The following is a 14,775-nucleotide window of genomic DNA, read 5'->3' as shown; positions in this document are numbered from 1 at the left end:
AGACAAGCGATGTCCCGCTGGACCGCCGTGCGCCCCGTCCTCCCCATCCTCCTCGGCGCCTCGCTGCTGCTGAGCCTGGCCATGGGCCTGCGCCAGAGCCTGGGCCTGTTCATGCCGCCGCTCACGCGCGACATCGGCATCTCGGTCTCGGACTTCACGATCGCGATCTCGGTGCAGAACCTGGCCTGGGGCATCTTCCAGCCCTTCGCCGGTGCACTGGCCGTGCGCGCGGGCTACCGGCCGCTGCTGCTCGGCGGCGCGGTGCTGTACCTCGTCGGGCTGGTGCTGCTGGCCATGGCGCAGGGCTTCGTCGGCGTGCTGCTGGGCGCCGGCATCCTGATCGGCGCCGCCATGGCCTGCACCGGCAGCGCGCTGGCCATGGCCGTGGCCGCGCGCTCGGTGCCGCCCGTGCTGCGCAGCACCGTGCTGGGCATGGTCTCGGCCGCCGGCTCGCTGGGCGCGCTGGTCGCCGCGCCGCTGGGCCAGGCCATCAGCCAGCAATCGGGCTGGCGCATGGGCGTGGTGGCCTTCGCCGTGCTGGCCCTGGCCATGCTGCCGGCGGCCTGGTGGGCCGGCCGCGTCGACCGCCTGCCCGCGCCGGCGCTGCCCGGCGGCGGTGCGCAGGAAGGTGCCGGCAACGCGCTGCGGATGGCGCTGGCGCACCGGCCCTTCGTCGTGATGGCGCTGGCCTACTTCGTCTGCGGCATGCAGCTGGTGTTCCTCACCACCCACCTGCCGGCCTACCTGGACCTGTGCGGCATGGACCCCATGCTCAGCGCCCAGGCCCTGGGCCTGATCGGCGGCTTCAATGTGCTGGGCAGCCTGTTCTTCGGCTGGGCCGGCGGGCGCTGGCCCAAGCAGGTGCTGCTGGGCATGATCTACGTGCTGCGCTCCTTCGTCGTGGTCTGGTACTTCCACACCCTGCCCACGGTCGAAAGCACCCTGGTGTTCGCCTCCATCATGGGCTTCCTGTGGCTGGGCGTCGCGCCCCTCGTCTCGGGCTGGATCGCCGACACCTTCGGTCTGCGCTGGCAGGCCATGCTGGCCGGCGTGGCCTTCTGCAGCCACCAGCTCGGCAGCTTCCTGGGCGCCTTCGGCGGCGGCCTGGTCTACGACCTGCTCGGCAACTACCAGCTGGCCTGGCAGGTGGCGGCCGCGATGGGGCTGGCGGCCGGCATCACACAGATCGCCTTTGCGTTCGCGGCCAAGGGACCGCCCGGGCCGCAGCCCGCACCAGGTTAGGAGTGCAGCCGGCCCAGCGCCGGCAGCCACTGCGTGAGCCAGGGTTCGAGCTGGCGCGCCAGCAGCAGGCCCGCCAGTCCGGCGGCCGCCACACCCAGCATGGCCGCGCCCAGGCGCAGGATCAGCCCGTGCTCGCGCGTGCGCAGCACGAAGGACAGGCTGAAGGCCATGCTCGTGAACGAGGCCAGCACCGCGCCCGTGCCGGCCACGCCGGGCGCCAGGCTCCCCTGCGCGGCCAGGGTGGCCGCGGCGGCCACCGCGCTGGCGCTGGACATGAGCCCGCCGACCACGCTCACGAAGTAGAAGCCCGCATCGCCGAACTGGCGCTGCGTGAGCGCGCCCACCACGTGCAGCAGCAGGAACACCACGCCGTACTTGAGCGCCTGCGGCAGCGAGAACGGCAGGTCCAGCGTGATGGCTGGCGCCTGCACCGGCGGCAGGCCACTGCGCCCGCGCAGGCTGGCCAGCACGAGCGCCACGCAGCACAGCAGCATCAGGCCGAAGGCGCCCAGCGAGCCCAGCAGCGCCAGCGGCGCCAGGATGGCCAGCAGCGCGGCATTGCGCAGCAGCATGGCGGCCGTGGCCAGCAGGATGCCGCGGAACGCCGTGCCCTGCAGCGCGCCGGCCGACTGGCGCACGCGCGAGGCCATCTCGATCACCGTGAAGTTGCTGTTGACCAGGCCACCCAGGAAGCCCGACAGCTCGGCACCGCGCGTGCCATACATCTTCCAGAGGATGTAGTTCACGAAGCCGATGCCCGCGATCAGGATCACCGTGACCCAGGCCGCGCGCGGCTCGACCAGACCCAGCGGCCCGATGGCGCCGGCCGGCAGCGCCGGGTAGATCACGATGGCCAGGATGGCCAGCAGCAGCGCCGAGCGCAGCTCGCCTTCCGACAGGCCCATGGAGAAGCCGGCCAGCCGCTCCTTCCAGGCCAGCAGCGCGGTGGCGATGACCATCACCGCGGCCGGCGAGATGGTGTGGCCCAGGCCGCACAGGATGCCCGCCATGCAGGTCACCAGCATCGCCGCCGAGGTCGTGAGTTCGGCGCCCTGGTTCGCGCGCAGCGTCTGCACGTTGAGCACCACGGTCAGCATGCCGGTCAACGCCAGCGTCGCCAGGGAGAACGGCGTGCCCAGCGAGCCGCCCAGCGCGCCGAGCAGGGCCACGAAACCGAAGGTGCGCAGGCCCGCCTCCTTGCCGCGGCGCTCGCGCTCCAGGCCGATCAACAGGCCCAGCGCGAGGGCCAGCGCCAGCCGCACGAGGATCTGCACATAGGGCCAGCTTTCGGCCGGCAAAGGGGAAGACGGTTCGGGCATCGCAGACCAGTGTAAGACCGTGTTTCGGAGCCGTCGGCGTGCGGCCGGCGAAGGCCTCATGGCCTACAGTGGAGCCGGCCGCGCACTGCTAGCATGGCCCGCAGCCGCCCGCGCCAGCCCGGCGCGCGCCCGACCCGGGAGATGACCCTGAGCGCTGTTCCCCTACCGCATGCCGGCGCCACCGCGCAGGCCGGCATCGATGCCCTGTGGCCCATCTGCCTGGCGCTCGCGCAGCGCCGGCGCGAAGGCCGGCCGCCGCTGGCCGATGGCACGCCCTTGCGCTGGTCCGAAGCCGGCGGCTATGCCTTGCGCCCGGGCTGGGACGCCGAAGCGCAGCAACTGTTCGCGCTGCTCAAGCCGCTGCTGGACCGCCAGGGCGCCGGTGCCGACTGGACCATCGCCCAGCTCGGCCAGAGCCTGGATGGCTGCATCGCCACGCACTGCGGCGACGCGTTCTACGTCAACGGGCCCGAGGGCCTCACGCACCTGCACCGCCTGCGCGCGCTGTGCGACGCCGTGGTCGTGGGCGCCAGCACCGCGAGCCTGGACGACCCGCAGCTGACCACGCGCCATGTGGCTGGCCCCAACCCCGTGCGCGTGGTGCTGGACCCGCGGCTGCGGGTGCGCGCCGACGCACGTGTGTTCCGCGACGGCGCGGCGCCCACGCTGCTGGTCTGCGATGCCACCCACCGCGCGCAGGCGCAGGCGCGACTCGGTGCCGACCAGGTCATCGCGCTCGCGCCCGAGGCCGATGGCCGGCTGCCGTTGCCGGCCCTGCGCCAGGCGTTGGCCGAACGCGGCCTGCGCACGCTGTTCGTCGAGGGCGGCGGTGTCACGGTCTCGCAGTTCGCGCAGCAGGGCTGCCTGGACCGGCTGCACCTGATCGTGGCGCCCGTGGTCATCGGCGCGGGCCGGCCCGGCCTGCAGGTGCGGCGCGCCGACGCCATGGCCCAGGCGCTGCGCCCGCCCACGCGCACTTTCGCCATGGGCGGCGACGTGCTGTGGGACATGGACCTGCGCGGCTGAATCAGCCCGCAAGGCGCATGCGCCAGATCAGTTGCACCTCGTCCGGCAGCTCGGGATAGGCGCCCGGGCGGGCCACGGCCAGCCGCAGGCCGGCGCGCGCGTAGAGCCGACAGGCGGCCGGGTTGTTGTTCTGCGTCTCGATCTTGAGTTCGCTACAGCCCGCGCGGCGGGCCCAGGCCTGTGTGGCGCCGACCAAGGCCATGGCCAGCCCGCGCCCCCGCCAGGCGGGCGCGACGCGCAGGTCCCACAGCACCGCGAGGTCGTCGCGGCCTTCCAGCATGTCGACGCCGGGCGTGGCGACGGCCACGAGCGCGCCGCCCGCGCGCACCGGGCCGTCGTAGGCCGCGAGCAGGACCCAGGCCCGCGTGTCGAAGTCGCGCGTCCAGCTGCGCGGATCTTCGAAGGCGTCGTAGTCCTTGCTGAAGGCAGCGACGGGCCGCTCGCGCAGCGTCCAGCCCGCAGGCGCGGCGTGCACGGTGCAGACGGTGTGCGCGGTGAACACGCTGGGAATGCTGGCGTGGCCGTCGAGCGCGAGGGCACTCTCCTCGCGCAGCCGCAGCGGGGGCGGCATGGCGTTCATGGCACCGGCCAGGCCAGCAGGTCGGCGTGGCCCACGCGCAGTTGGCTGCCGGCTTGCGGCGCGGCGCGGCGTGCGCGCCAGGCCTGCGCGGTGGCCGCCGCCTGCGGCGCCTGCTCGGTGGCGGCCAGGGCCATGCCCTCCAACAGGGCCTGCAGCATGGCGTCGTCGTGCGCACTGCGTCCGGCCTCGACCAGCCAGTCGCTGGCCAGCACCTGCGTGCGGTAACCGGCCGCCTGCAGCAAGGCGGTGGCGCGCGCCGTGGCCGTGGGCCCCAGCGCGGGCCCGAAGCCCTTGTCGCGGCGCTGGTGGGTGCCGAACCAGGCCAGGACCTGCGCGTCGCCGGCATCGTGCGGCCACCATTCGATCCGGCCGTCCACGTCGAGCGCCCAGCACACCGCGGCGCGCGCGGCCCGGCAGTGGCCGACCAGCGCGGCCAGCCAGGGCTCGGACACGAGGTCGAGCAAGGCCGATGCCGTCACGAGCGCACTGCCCGCGAACGGCAGCCCGTCCAATTGCGTCGCAAGGTCGGCCTGCGTGCGCACGATGTCCACCCGCAGCTGCGGGCCTTCGAGCTGCAGCAGCCCGGGCGCGGTGCGCAGGCGCAGCCCCTCTTGCGCGGCCCAGTCCGCCAGCTGGTCGGGCAGCGCGTCCAGCAGCGCGCGGTCGTGGTCGACCAGGTGCCAGTGCTGCACTCCACCCAGGCGCGGCGCCAGTGCACGCAGGCTGGCCCCCGTGCCGCAACCCAGGTCCAGCACGCGCAGCGGGCCGGCCGGGCGCCAGGCCGCCAGCGCGGTGTCGCTGGCGGCACGCGCGGCCCGGTCGAAGGGCTCGCGCAAGGCCAGCCAGCCGCGGCTGAATCCGCTCATGCCACGGCCTCCAGCACGGCCGCGAAGCGCGCGGCGGACTGCTCCCAGCGCGGCAGCCGCTGGCCGGCCGCATGGGCGCCGTCGGCCAGCGCCCGGCGCCGCGGCGCATCGTCGAGCAGCGCCTGCAGCGCGGCCTGCAGCGCCACGCCGTCGCCGGGCGGCACGAGCACGCCGGCCGAGGCCGGCACGGTGTCGGGCACGGCGCCGGCCGCGCAGCCGAGCACGGGCAGCCCGTGCGCGAGCGCCTCGGCGAAGGCCATGCCATAGCCCTCGTACAGCGAGGGCAGCACGAACAGGTCGGCCTGCGCATACAGAGCCTGCAGCGCTTGCGCATCCACTTCGCCGTGCCAGGTCACCCGGTCTGCGAGACCCAGCGATTGCGCCAGGGCCCGGGCCGCGGCGGCGGTGTCTGCGTCACGCGCCAGGCTGCCCGCGCAGTGCAGGTGCCAGGGCCGCTCGCGCAGGCCGGCCAGCGCCTGCAGCAGCAGCGCATGGGCCTTGCGCGGCGTGACCGTGGCGACGCAGAGCAGGAACAGGCCCTGCCCGCTGCCCCGCGCCGGCGCCACCGGGTCGGTGCCCGGCTCGACCACCGCGATGCGCGCGGCCGGGACGGCGTAGGCCTGCAGCGCGCCCACGGTGGCCGGGCTGGTCACAAGCACCTGGCGCGCGCAGGCCAGCGCACGCCGCTCGCTGGCCTGCAGCTGGGTCTGCGCCTGCGCCGACAGCCCGCTTTCGAGCGCCAACGGGTGGTGCACGAGCGCCACCCAGCGCAGGCGCGCCGCATGGCGCTCGGCCAGTTCCGGCAGCGCGCCGAAGGCCAGGCCATCGGCCACGACCAGCGCACCGTCGGGCAAGGCTTCGACACAGGCCGCGGCCTGCGCACGCGCTGCCGCGTCGGGCCAGGGGAAGCCGTCGCCGGGCGAGCACCAGTCGACCCGCCAGCCCTGCGCACGCAGGCCGGCGACGATGCGGCGGTCGTAGAGCGTGCCGCCGGTGCGCGCCTGCGCATCGCCGGGCACGAGGAACACGCAGCGGCGCGCCATCAGGCCGGCGCCAGCGGGCCCTCGTATTCGGCCCAGGCCACGTGCGACTCGTGCAACCGCACGCGCAGCGACGCCAGGCCATGGGCGTGTGGCCCCAGTTCACCGGCCTGTGCACGCGCAGCGATGCGCTCGAACACCACACGGGCCATGAATTCGGTCGTGGTGTTCTGGCCCGCAAAGGCGCTTTCGTCGTCCAGGTTGCGGAAGTTGAATTCGGCCAGCACCTCGCGCAGCACGCTGGTGGCCAGCGCGATGTCGACCACCATGCCGTCGGCATCGAGCGCACGGCGCCGGAAGGTGGCATCGACCACGTAGGTCGCGCCGTGCAGGCGCTGCGCTGGGCCGAAGGCTTCGCCGCGGAAGCTGTGGGCGATCATGAAGTGGTCGCGGACGTTGACGCTGTACATGGATTCAGGCGGGTTGGAAGACGAGCAGCAGGTTGTTGGCGGGCATGGCGTGGCGCTCGGCGAGCCGCAGGCCGGCCGCGTTGGCCTCGGCCACCACATCGGACAGCGCGCGCAGGCCCCACCGCGGATCGCGCTGGCGCAGGTCGGCATCGAAGGCCAGGTTGCTCGGCGCGGTCGGCACGTCGGCCTCCAGGTAGGGGCCGTAGGTCACGAGACGGCCGCCCGGCGCGAGGCAGCGCGCCGCGCCCTGCATGAGGCCGGCGCAGGCGGCCCAGGGCGCGATGTGCAGCATGTTGGCGCACAGCACGAGGTCGAAGCTGCCGGGCTCGAAGGCCGGGCCCTCGTCCGGCCAGCGCGGCGCGGTGGCGTCCAGCAGCACCGGACCATGGACCTTGGCCGCGCCCTCCTGCGCGCACCAGGCGTCGATGGAGGCGAAGGCCCCGTCCGTGCGGTCGCTGGGCTGCCAGATCCAGCCCGGCATGCGTGCCGCGAAGAAGGCCACGTGCTGGCCCGTGCCACTGGCGATCTCCAGCGCATTGCCCGAAGGCGGCAGCAGTTGCAGCAGCCGCTCGAGGATGGGTTCGCGGTTGCGTTCGCTGGCCGGGCTGTGCTGGGCCAGGTGCCGCAGGGTGGAAGCGATGGTCATGGTGGGGGGTAGTCGATGCGTTGGCAAAGGGTCTGTGGCGCGCCATCCGACAGGCGCTGCAGCACGGCAGGCAATGCGTCGAACGGGGCATGGTCGGTCAGCAGCACGTCGAGCGCGGGATCGCGCAGCAGGTCCAGCGCCAGCGCCATGCGCCGGCCATGGCTCCAGCGGCCGCGCTGGGCCGCGGCCACCTGGCCGACCTGCGAGCTGCGCAGGCTCAGGCGCTGGGCATGGAAAGCTTCGCCCAGCGGCAGCGTCACGGCGCGCCGGCCGTACCAGCTCAGCTCCAGCACCTGGGCTTCGAAGCCGGCCAGGCCCAGCGCCGTGACCAGGCCCTGCGGTTGCCCGCTGGCATGGACCACGAGATCGGCGTCGGGCCGCGCCGCCGCCGGCAGCGCGAAGGCCAGGCCCAGCCGCGCGGCCACGGCCGCGCGTTCGGGCTGCACGTCGACGAGCTCCACCGCGCAGCCCGGCATGCGCGCGGCCAGCCAAGCCACCAGCAGGCCCACCACGCCGCCGCCGACCACGGCGATGCGGTCGCCCAGGCGCGGTGCGGCGTCCCACAGCGCGTTGACGGCGGTCTCCATGTTGGCCGCCAGCACCGCGCGGGCGGGCGGCAGGCCCGCGGGCAGCGCATGCACGGCCGCCGCCGGCACCTGGTAGCGCGTCTGGTGCGGGTGCAGGCAGAACACCGGGCGGCCGAGCCAGTCGGCCGGACCCTCCTCGACCACGCCGACGCTGGCATAGCCGTACTTCACGGGGCCGGGGAAATCGCCCTCCTGGAACGGGGCGCGCATGCGGCGGTGTTCGCTGTCGGGCACCTCGCCACGGAACACCAGCAGCTCGGTGCCGCGGCTCACGGCGCTGTGCAGCGTGCGCACCTGCACGCTGCCTTCGGGCAGCGCAGGAAGCGTGCCACCGCGCAGCGCGGCGCGGCCGGGCGCTTCGGTCCAGCAGGCGCTGTAACCCTTGGACACCTTTGGTGAATGCGTTGCTGGCATGCTTGGTCGGGCATCTTATCGAGGAGTGCCTTGCCCCCCGCCCATGCCCTTGCCGCAGCACCCGACCGTGCCGCCCTGCAGCGCGACACCGCGCTCGCGCTGGGCTGTGCCCTGCTTGCGCTGCTGGCGGCAGCGCTCGCCGCGCGCCTGCTCGCCGGTTTCGGTGCCTGGTACATCCCCAAGGCGCTGGTGCTGTTCGGCCTCGGCGCGGTCTGCGTCTGGCAGGGCCTGGCCCAGCATGCGCCGCACCGGCGCTTCGGCACGGCCAATGCCATCACGCTGGCGCGCCTGGCGTTGGCCGCCTTGCTGGCCGCCGCGCTGGGCGAGCCGCTGGCGGCCCGTCCCCCGCTGGCCTGGGGCGCCGTGCTGCTGGCCACGCTGACAGCCGTGCTCGACGCCGTCGACGGGCCGCTGGCGCGCGCCCGCGGGCAGGCCAGCGCCTTCGGCGCGCGCTTCGACATGGAGACCGACGCGCTGCTGATCCTCGTGCTCAGCGCGCTGGTGCTGCAGTTCGGCAAGGCCGGCGCCTGGGTGCTGGCCGCGGGCGGCATGCGCTACGCCTTCGTGCTGGCCGCGCGCCTGTGGCCCTGGCTGGAGGCGCCGCTGCCGCCCAGCTGGCGGCGCAAGACGGTCTGCGTGGTGCAGATCGTCGCGCTGATCGTGTGCCTGGGCCCGGTCATCGCGCCCGACTGGTCGGCCGCGCTGGCCGCGGCCAGCCTGGCCTTGCTGGCCTGGTCCTTTGCCGTCGACATCGCCTGGCTCGCACGCCGGCACACCACCGAGGCCCGCCCATGACCCATGCCCCTGCCCGCCTGCGCCGTGCCCTGTGCGCCGGCCTGCTCTGCGCCGCCCTGCCAGCCTTCGCACAGAGCGCGCGCTACGAGATCGACCCCGACCACCTGACGCTGGCCTTCCTGGTCGAGCACATCGGCTACGCCAAGGTGCTGGGGCAGTTCCGCAAGGCCAGCGGCAGCTACAGCTTCGACGAGGCCAGCGGCCAGCTCGGCGCGGTGCGCATCGAGGTCGAGACCGACAGCGTGACCAGCCAGCACAACGGCCGCGACCGCCATTTGCGCGGCGGCGACTTCCTCAACGCCTCCAGCTTCCCGCGCATGGTCTTCACGGCGCCAGGCGGCAGGCGCACGGGCGAACGCCAGTACGAGATCGCCGGCGAGCTGGAACTGCTGAGCCGCAGGCAGCCCCTCACACTCACCGCCACCTGGAACAAGAGCGCACCCTCGCCCATCACCAAGGTGCCCACCATGGGCGTGTCGGCGCGCGGCAGCTTCAAGCGCAGCGCCTTCGGCATGGACTACGGCGTGGCCAACGGCTGGGTCGGCGACGAGGTGCAGCTGCTGATCGAGTTCGAGGCCGTCCGCAAGTGAGCCGGGCCTGGCCGCTGCTGCAGCTGGCCGTCCCGCTGCTGGGGCTCAATGCGCTGCTGACGCTGGTCAATCCGGGGCCCTCGCCCTGGCCGCAGCTGACGGCGCGCATCGCGCCCGAACTCTGCATCGCGCTGCTGCTGGCCGCTGCCTGGGCCACCTGGCGCGGTCGCCTGCCGCCGCGCCTGTTGCGCACACTGGCCGCGGCCTGCACCGTGCTGGCCGTGGTGCGGCTGGCCGAAATCACCTCGGCCGCGCTGTACGGCCGCACGCTGCACGTCTATTGGGACGGCCGCCACCTGGGCCAGGTGCTGGCGGACCAGGGCGCCGCGCGCTGGCAGGTGGCGGCCGGCGCCGGGGCGCTCGCGCTGGCCTGCTGGCTGCTGTACCGGCTGCTGCTGGCCAGCTGGCGCATGCTGGCCAGCGCGCTCACGGTTCGGCCACTGCGCCATGCGGCGCAGGGCGCCAGCGTGCTGCTGCTGGCCTTGTTCGCTGCGCACGGTGTGCAGGGGCTGGACCGGCACCGCTGGTTCGCCGGCAGCATCACGCCCGTGCTGGCGCGCCAGCTCGCACTGACGGCGCTGCTGCTGCCGCGCGACGCTGCGGCCGAGCGCCTGACGCCCAGCCCGGCCTGGGACAGCGACCTCGCAGGCCTGCACGGCGCCGACGTGCTGCTGCTGTTCTCCGAGTCCTACGGCGTCAGCACGCTGGACCGGCCGGCGCAGGACGCCGCGCTGGCCGCCCCGCGTGCCGCGCTGGCCGATGCCATCGCCGCGAGCGGCCGCTGGGCCGTGTCGGCGCGCGTGCGCTCGCCCACCTTCGCGGGCGCCTCCTGGCTCGCCCACGGCGCCTTGCTCACGGGCGTGGACACGCGCGACCCGCTGGACTACGAGCTGCTGCTCAGCAGCCAGCGCCGCACGCTGGTGCAGCACTTCGGTGCCCAGGGCTGGCGCACCGTGGGCTGGATGCCGGGTCTGCAGCGCGACTGGCCCGAAGGCCGCTTCTTCGGCTTTGACCGCATCGCTGATGCACGCAGCATCGGCTACACCGGCCCGCTGTTCGGCCCCGCGCGGCTGCCCGACCAGGCCGCCATGGCGCTGCTGCACGCGCAGGAACTCGCCGCCCCCCAGCCGCGCGCACCGCGCTTCGTCGTCTTTCCCACGCTGGACAGCCACGCGCCGTTCCGCCCGCTCGCGCCCTTCGTGGCCGACTGGACGCGGCTCGCCGGCCCGGCGCCCTACACCGCGCCGCAGCTCGCCGTGGCGCTGGACGAGCCGGTCTCGCTGCGCACGCCGGTGCCGGCCTATGTGCAGTCCATCGCCGGCACCTGGGCCTGGCTGGGCGACTACCTGCAGCGGCTGGCACCGCCAGGCCTGGTCGCCATCGTGCTGGGCGACCACCAGGCCTTCCCGGGCGTGAGCGGCGAGCAGGGCTCCTGGGACGTGCCCGTGCACGTGATCGCGCACGATCCGCAGCTGCGCCAGCGCCTGCTGGACGCCGGCTTCGGCGCGGGCCTGGCGCCGCGCGGCCCCGCGCTCGCCGACATGCACGGGCTGACACCGCTGCTGCTGCGGGCATTCGCCGGCAGCGCCGGGGGCTTACCATCGCCCGCCGCCAACCAACCCGTCGCCGCCACACCACCATGCTCACCCGCCTGCAGGCCCAGTCCAAACACCTCGCCCGCCCGTTCCTGACCGGGCTGCTGGCCGTGCTGCCGCTGGCCGCCACGCTGACGCTGCTGGGCTGGTTCTGGCAGCTGCTGGCGGCCTGGTTCGGCCCGTCCAGCCTGTTCGGCTCGGTGCTGGTGGCGATCGGCTTTTCCGTCACGCGCTCGGAATCCATCGGCTACGCACTGGGCCTGCTGCTGCTGTGCGCTGCGATCTACGTGCTGGGGGTGCTGGTGGAGGCCGGGCTGCAACGCGGCCTGCAGCGCATCGTCGACCGGCTCATGAAGCGCATTCCGCTGGTGCGCAACATCTACGACGTGGTCAAGCGCATGGTCGACCTGTTCTCGCGCAAGAGCGGCGACGGCCTGGGCTCCATGAGCCCGGTCTGGCTGCACTTCGGCGGCCGCCCGGATCCCGAGGCGCAGCCGGCCGACAGCCAGAAGGTCGCCGTGCTGGCGCTGCTGTGCACGCCCGAGCCCGTCGTCATGGACGGCGGCCGTCGCTACCTGGGCGTGCTGGTGCCGACCGCGCCCGTGCCCGTGGGCGGCGGCCTGCTCTACGTGCCAGAGGACTGGGTCAGCCGGGCCGACGTGGGCATCGAGGGCCTGACCAGCATCTACGTGTCCATGGGACTCACGACCAACCAGTACATGAACGGGCGGCAGGCGCCGACGCCGCCGACCTGAAGCCCTGCCGCGTTGCCGGTCATCCCGATCCGTGGCATAAGCCCGGCTGTTTTTCGAGCCAATGCAAAGGAAACCACCATGTGCGATCTGAACGACCAGGAAGAGCTCCACAAGTACACCCGGCGCGACTTCGGCGCCTGGGCCGCCTCCGCCGGCCTGCTGACCGCGCTGCCCGCCGTGGCCAACGCCGCGGCCGTGGCCGAACGCGAGGTCAGCATCACCACGCCCGATGGTGTCTGCGATGCGTACTTCGTCGCCCCGACCTCGGGCAGCGCGCCCGGCGTGCTGGTCTGGCCCGACGTGTTCGGCCTGCGCCCCGCCTTCCGGCAGATGGGAAAGCGCCTGGCCGAGTCGGGCTACAGCGTGCTGGTGGTCAACCCCTTCTACCGGCAGAAGAAGGCGCCCACCGCGGCCCAGGGTGGGCAGACGCCGATCGAGGAAGTGCGCCCGCTGATGCAGGCCCTGACGCCGGCCATGCACCTGAGCGACGGCAAGACCTTCGTGGCCTGGCTCGACGCCCAGCCCGAGGTCGACAAGAAGCGCAAGATCGGCACCACGGGTTACTGCATGGGCGGGCCCATCGCGGTGCGCACGGCCACCGTGGCGCCGGGCCGCGTGGGCGCGGTCGCGAGCTTCCATGGCGCGGCCATGGTCACGCAGGCGCCCGACAGCCCGCACCGCCTGGTAGGCCAGACGCAGGCGCACTACCTGATCGCGGTGGCCGAGAACGACGACGCCAAGGAACCCGAGGCCAAGACCACGCTGCGCACCGCGATCGAGAGCGCCAAGCTGCCGGCCGAAGTGGAGGTGTACCCGGCGGCCCATGGCTGGTGCCCGCCCGACACGCGGGTCTACGACGCGGCCCAGTCCGAACGCGCCTGGACGCGATTGCTCGCGACCTTCGGCAAGGCGCTGGCCTGATCCTGCGCGCTCAGCCGCGCAGCAGCATGTGCGCGCCGAGCGCCAGCAGGCCCAGGAAGAAGCAGCGCCGGAACAGTGCCGGTGACAGCCGGCGCCGCAGCGCCGCGCCCAGGGCCATGCCCGCCAGTGCCGGCACCAGCATGGCCAGCGACAGGCCCCAGGGCATGTCCACCTGGGCGCTGCCGAATCGCAGGCCCGCGGCCAGTGCCAGCGTGGACACCGTGAACGAGATGCCCATGGCCTGGATCAGTTCCTCGCTGCTCCAGCGCAGCGCCTGCAGGTAGGGCACGGCCGGCAGCACGAACACGCCCGTGGCAGCGGTCACGAGGCCGGTCGCGATGCCGACCAGCGGGCCCCATACCGGCTCGGCCCTGGGTGCGACCGACAGCCGACGCCCCGCCAGCCCCCACAGCGCGTAGACCACCAGCGCCCCACCCAGCGCCACCGGCGCCCACGCACCGCCCAAGCCACCGAAAGCCCAGGCCCCACTCAGCGTGCCGGCCACCACGCCGGCCTGCATGGGCCAGAGCCGGCGCAGCATGGCGGCGAGCCGGCCCCAGGGCTGCATCTGCCACAGGTTGGTGAGCAGCGAGGGCCAGATCAGCAGGGCCGCGGCCTCGGCCGGCGACATCCACAGCGCCAGCAGGCCCAGCGCCACGGTCGGCAGTCCCATGCCCACCACGCCCTTGACCAGGCCGGCCAGCAGGAACACGCCGGCCACGAGCGTGGGCAGCAGCAACGGCGATCGGGCGAGGCTGTCGGACAGGAGCATGGCGCCGATTCTGCGCAGCGCCGCCCTGCCCCACCAGCCGGCATGCGCGCAGCCCGGCTCAGGCAATGCCTGAGGCGCGGGCCGCGCCCGCGTGCTAGCGTGCGGGCATGCGCTTCGACCTGACCGACCTGCGCCTGTTCGCCCACGTGCACGCGGCCGGCTCCATCACGGGCGGCGCCGCGGCGAGCCACATGACGCTGGCCTCGGCCAGCGAGCGCATCCGCGCCATGGAGGATTCGCTGGGCGTGCCACTGCTGGTGCGCGTGCCGCGCGGCGTGCAGCCCACGCCGGCCGGCCACAGCCTGCTGCTGCATGCGCGCCAGCTGCTGCTGCAGGTCGAGCGGCTGCAGGCCGACATGGGCCGCTACGGCACCGGCCTGCAGGGCCAGGTGCGGCTGCTGTGCAACACCTCGGCCATGGCCGAGCACCTGCCCGGCGTGCTGAGCGGCTTCCTGGCCGCCCACCCCGGCATCTCGGTGGACCTGGAGGAGCGCCCCAGCGAGGAAATCGCCGACGCGCTGCGCCTGGGCCTGTGCGACATCGGCCTGGCCTCGGACGCGGCCGACCTCGTCGGGCTCTCGGTGCATCCGCTGTGGCCCGATCCGTTGGTGCTGGTGGTGCCGCGCGGCCATGCATGGGCCGGGCGGGTCGGTGTCACGCTGGCCGAGGTGGCGGCCACGCCGCTGGTCGGCCTGTCCGAGCACAGCGCCTTCCACGCCCACCTGGCGCGGCATGCGCGCCGCATCGGCCGGCGCCTGGACTACCGCGTGCGCCTGCGCAGCTTCGAATCGGTCTGCCGGCTGGTCGGCCAGGGCATCGGCCTGGGCATCGTGCCGGGCGCGGTGGCCGTGCGCTGCGCCCGCAGCGCGGGCGTGCAGCGCGTGCCGCTGGCCGAGGACTGGGCGGCGCGCCAGCTCGTGCTGTGCCTGCGGGCGGGCGAGGCGCTGGCACCGGCCGCGCAGCTGTTCGTGCAGCACCTGCTGGCCGGCGTGGCCCCCGGCGCGCTCAGCGCGGCGCCATCCCGGCGGCGTCGGCCACCCGCCTGAAGCGCTCGGACTCGCGGCGCTGGAAGTCGCCCAGCGTGCCCAGCGCCATCACCATCTCGGCCCACCCCCACCGGCTCGGCTTCCACCCGGGCTTGGGCGCGTCGGCGGCGAGGAGGCGCTGGCCATGGGCCTGGTCGACCAGCTGATGGCGCAGGAAGCGGCCTGGTCGAG

At 74.1% G+C, this 14,775-nt stretch carries 16 protein-coding genes; 8 read left to right on the top strand and 8 right to left on the bottom strand.

The genetic code is table 11. From position 1 onward, the window contains the following. The first annotated feature begins 9 nt into the window (after nt 1-9). On the top strand, nt 10-1,242 hold the full coding sequence (locus ASF45_RS22465; RefSeq protein ID WP_056668170.1) for an MFS transporter: 1,233 nt from the start codon (nt 10-12) through the stop codon (nt 1,240-1,242). On the opposite strand, the gene ASF45_RS22460 is transcribed toward ASF45_RS22465, so the two are convergent. After that, nucleotides 1,239-2,561, bottom strand: a complete 1,323-nt coding sequence (locus ASF45_RS22460) for a DUF4010 domain-containing protein (protein ID WP_056668168.1) — start codon at nt 2,559-2,561, stop codon at nt 1,239-1,241. The two genes, ASF45_RS22465 and ASF45_RS22460, sit on opposite strands and share 4 nt — an antisense overlap. A gap of 93 nt (nt 2,562-2,654) precedes the next feature. Between ASF45_RS22460 and ASF45_RS22455 the strand changes: the two genes are divergently transcribed. Continuing rightward, entirely contained in the window at nt 2,655-3,587 is a 933-nt protein-coding gene (locus tag ASF45_RS22455; protein WP_200932192.1) for a RibD family protein, read from the top strand. Between the two features lies 1 nt (nt 3,588). On the opposite strand, the gene ASF45_RS22450 is transcribed toward ASF45_RS22455, so the two are convergent. From ASF45_RS22450 to ASF45_RS22425, 6 genes are read right to left on the bottom strand one after another with little or no spacing between them, the layout of a single operon-like run. Then, entirely contained in the window at nt 3,589-4,158 is a 570-nt protein-coding gene (locus ASF45_RS22450) for an N-acetyltransferase (protein ID WP_056668165.1), read from the bottom strand. 5 nt (nt 4,159-4,163) lie between these two features. Continuing rightward, complete coding sequence (locus ASF45_RS22445; protein WP_056668162.1) at nt 4,164-5,033, bottom strand: class I SAM-dependent methyltransferase; 870 nt, start codon at nt 5,031-5,033, stop codon at nt 4,164-4,166. Beyond that, entirely contained in the window at nt 5,030-6,076 is a 1,047-nt protein-coding gene (locus tag ASF45_RS22440) for a glycosyltransferase family 4 protein (RefSeq protein WP_056668159.1), read from the bottom strand. Before ASF45_RS22440 ends, ASF45_RS22445 begins: the two co-directional genes overlap by 4 nt. Further along, nucleotides 6,076-6,483, bottom strand: a complete 408-nt coding sequence (locus ASF45_RS22435; RefSeq protein WP_056668156.1) for a 6-carboxytetrahydropterin synthase — start codon at nt 6,481-6,483, stop codon at nt 6,076-6,078. The genes ASF45_RS22440 and ASF45_RS22435 overlap by 1 nt, the downstream gene beginning before the upstream one ends. A 4-nt stretch (nt 6,484-6,487) precedes the next feature. Further along, complete coding sequence (locus ASF45_RS22430; RefSeq protein WP_056668153.1) at nt 6,488-7,129, bottom strand: DUF938 domain-containing protein; 642 nt, start codon at nt 7,127-7,129, stop codon at nt 6,488-6,490. Next, the gene (locus tag ASF45_RS22425; RefSeq protein WP_056668150.1) at nt 7,126-8,130 is read right to left on the bottom strand and encodes a zinc-binding alcohol dehydrogenase; all 1,005 of its coding nucleotides are present in this window, start codon (nt 8,128-8,130) and stop codon (nt 7,126-7,128) included. Before ASF45_RS22425 ends, ASF45_RS22430 begins: the two co-directional genes overlap by 4 nt. A gap of 30 nt (nt 8,131-8,160) precedes the next feature. On the opposite strand from ASF45_RS22425, the gene ASF45_RS22420 reads away from it, so the two are divergent. The 5 genes from ASF45_RS22420 to ASF45_RS22400 all read left to right on the top strand — a co-directional run bounded on the left by ASF45_RS22420 (nt 8,161) and on the right by ASF45_RS22400 (nt 12,786). Beyond that, nucleotides 8,161-8,925 (top strand): CDP-alcohol phosphatidyltransferase family protein, encoded by a 765-nt coding sequence (locus ASF45_RS22420; protein ID WP_200932191.1) that lies wholly within the window; start codon nt 8,161-8,163, stop codon nt 8,923-8,925. Next, nucleotides 8,922-9,515: a YceI family protein gene (locus ASF45_RS22415; protein ID WP_056668147.1), complete on the top strand. Its 594-nt coding sequence runs from the start codon at nt 8,922-8,924 to the stop codon at nt 9,513-9,515. Before ASF45_RS22420 ends, ASF45_RS22415 begins: the two co-directional genes overlap by 4 nt. Further along, complete coding sequence (locus ASF45_RS22410; RefSeq protein ID WP_056668144.1) at nt 9,512-11,206, top strand: hypothetical protein; 1,695 nt, start codon at nt 9,512-9,514, stop codon at nt 11,204-11,206. Before ASF45_RS22415 ends, ASF45_RS22410 begins: the two co-directional genes overlap by 4 nt. Then, nucleotides 11,155-11,865: a DUF502 domain-containing protein gene (locus tag ASF45_RS22405; protein ID WP_056668141.1), complete on the top strand. Its 711-nt coding sequence runs from the start codon at nt 11,155-11,157 to the stop codon at nt 11,863-11,865. Before ASF45_RS22410 ends, ASF45_RS22405 begins: the two co-directional genes overlap by 52 nt. Nucleotides 11,866-11,943: 78 nt before the next feature. Next, nucleotides 11,944-12,786 carry a dienelactone hydrolase family protein gene (locus ASF45_RS22400; protein ID WP_056668140.1) on the top strand — a complete coding sequence of 281 codons (843 nt, stop codon included), beginning with the start codon at nt 11,944-11,946 and terminating at the stop codon, nt 12,784-12,786. Nucleotides 12,787-12,796: 10 nt separating this feature from the next. On the opposite strand, the gene ASF45_RS22395 is transcribed toward ASF45_RS22400, so the two are convergent. Then, nucleotides 12,797-13,558, bottom strand: a complete 762-nt coding sequence (locus ASF45_RS22395) for a sulfite exporter TauE/SafE family protein (protein ID WP_056668136.1) — start codon at nt 13,556-13,558, stop codon at nt 12,797-12,799. A 107-nt stretch (nt 13,559-13,665) separates the two neighbouring features. On the opposite strand from ASF45_RS22395, the gene ASF45_RS22390 reads away from it, so the two are divergent. Continuing rightward, the gene (locus tag ASF45_RS22390; RefSeq protein WP_056668134.1) at nt 13,666-14,604 is read left to right on the top strand and encodes a LysR family transcriptional regulator; all 939 of its coding nucleotides are present in this window, start codon (nt 13,666-13,668) and stop codon (nt 14,602-14,604) included. Nucleotides 14,605-14,775: the final 171 nt, after the last annotated feature.

This window comes from Pseudorhodoferax sp. Leaf265 (genome assembly GCF_001422365.1).
In the GTDB taxonomy this organism is placed as follows: domain Bacteria; phylum Pseudomonadota; class Gammaproteobacteria; order Burkholderiales; family Burkholderiaceae_C; genus Pseudorhodoferax.
The sequence above is the reverse complement of the archived record's forward strand: the minus strand, read 5'-3'. Positions and strand labels throughout refer to the sequence as shown.

Excerpts from the sequence above, each read along its gene's own strand:
- ASF45_RS22390 (WP_056668134.1), top strand. The coding sequence starts at position 13,666 with ATGCGCTTCGACCTGACCGACCTGCGCCTGTTCGCCCACGTGCACGCG.
- ASF45_RS22395 (WP_056668136.1), bottom strand. The coding sequence starts at position 13,558 with ATGCTCCTGTCCGACAGCCTCGCCCGATCGCCGTTGCTGCTGCCCACG.
- ASF45_RS22455 (WP_200932192.1), top strand. The coding sequence starts at position 2,655 with ATGGCCCGCAGCCGCCCGCGCCAGCCCGGCGCGCGCCCGACCCGGGAG.
- ASF45_RS22425 (WP_056668150.1), bottom strand. The coding sequence starts at position 8,130 with ATGCCAGCAACGCATTCACCAAAGGTGTCCAAGGGTTACAGCGCCTGC.
- ASF45_RS22465 (WP_056668170.1), top strand. The coding sequence starts at position 10 with ATGTCCCGCTGGACCGCCGTGCGCCCCGTCCTCCCCATCCTCCTCGGC.
- ASF45_RS22405 (WP_056668141.1), top strand. The coding sequence starts at position 11,155 with ATGCTCACCCGCCTGCAGGCCCAGTCCAAACACCTCGCCCGCCCGTTC.
- ASF45_RS22430 (WP_056668153.1), bottom strand. The coding sequence starts at position 7,129 with ATGACCATCGCTTCCACCCTGCGGCACCTGGCCCAGCACAGCCCGGCC.
- ASF45_RS22450 (WP_056668165.1), bottom strand. The coding sequence starts at position 4,158 with ATGCCGCCCCCGCTGCGGCTGCGCGAGGAGAGTGCCCTCGCGCTCGAC.
- ASF45_RS22415 (WP_056668147.1), top strand. The coding sequence starts at position 8,922 with ATGACCCATGCCCCTGCCCGCCTGCGCCGTGCCCTGTGCGCCGGCCTG.
- ASF45_RS22445 (WP_056668162.1), bottom strand. The coding sequence starts at position 5,033 with ATGAGCGGATTCAGCCGCGGCTGGCTGGCCTTGCGCGAGCCCTTCGAC.
- ASF45_RS22440 (WP_056668159.1), bottom strand. The coding sequence starts at position 6,076 with ATGGCGCGCCGCTGCGTGTTCCTCGTGCCCGGCGATGCGCAGGCGCGC.
- ASF45_RS22460 (WP_056668168.1), bottom strand. The coding sequence starts at position 2,561 with ATGCCCGAACCGTCTTCCCCTTTGCCGGCCGAAAGCTGGCCCTATGTG.
- ASF45_RS22435 (WP_056668156.1), bottom strand. The coding sequence starts at position 6,483 with ATGTACAGCGTCAACGTCCGCGACCACTTCATGATCGCCCACAGCTTC.
- ASF45_RS22400 (WP_056668140.1), top strand. The coding sequence starts at position 11,944 with ATGTGCGATCTGAACGACCAGGAAGAGCTCCACAAGTACACCCGGCGC.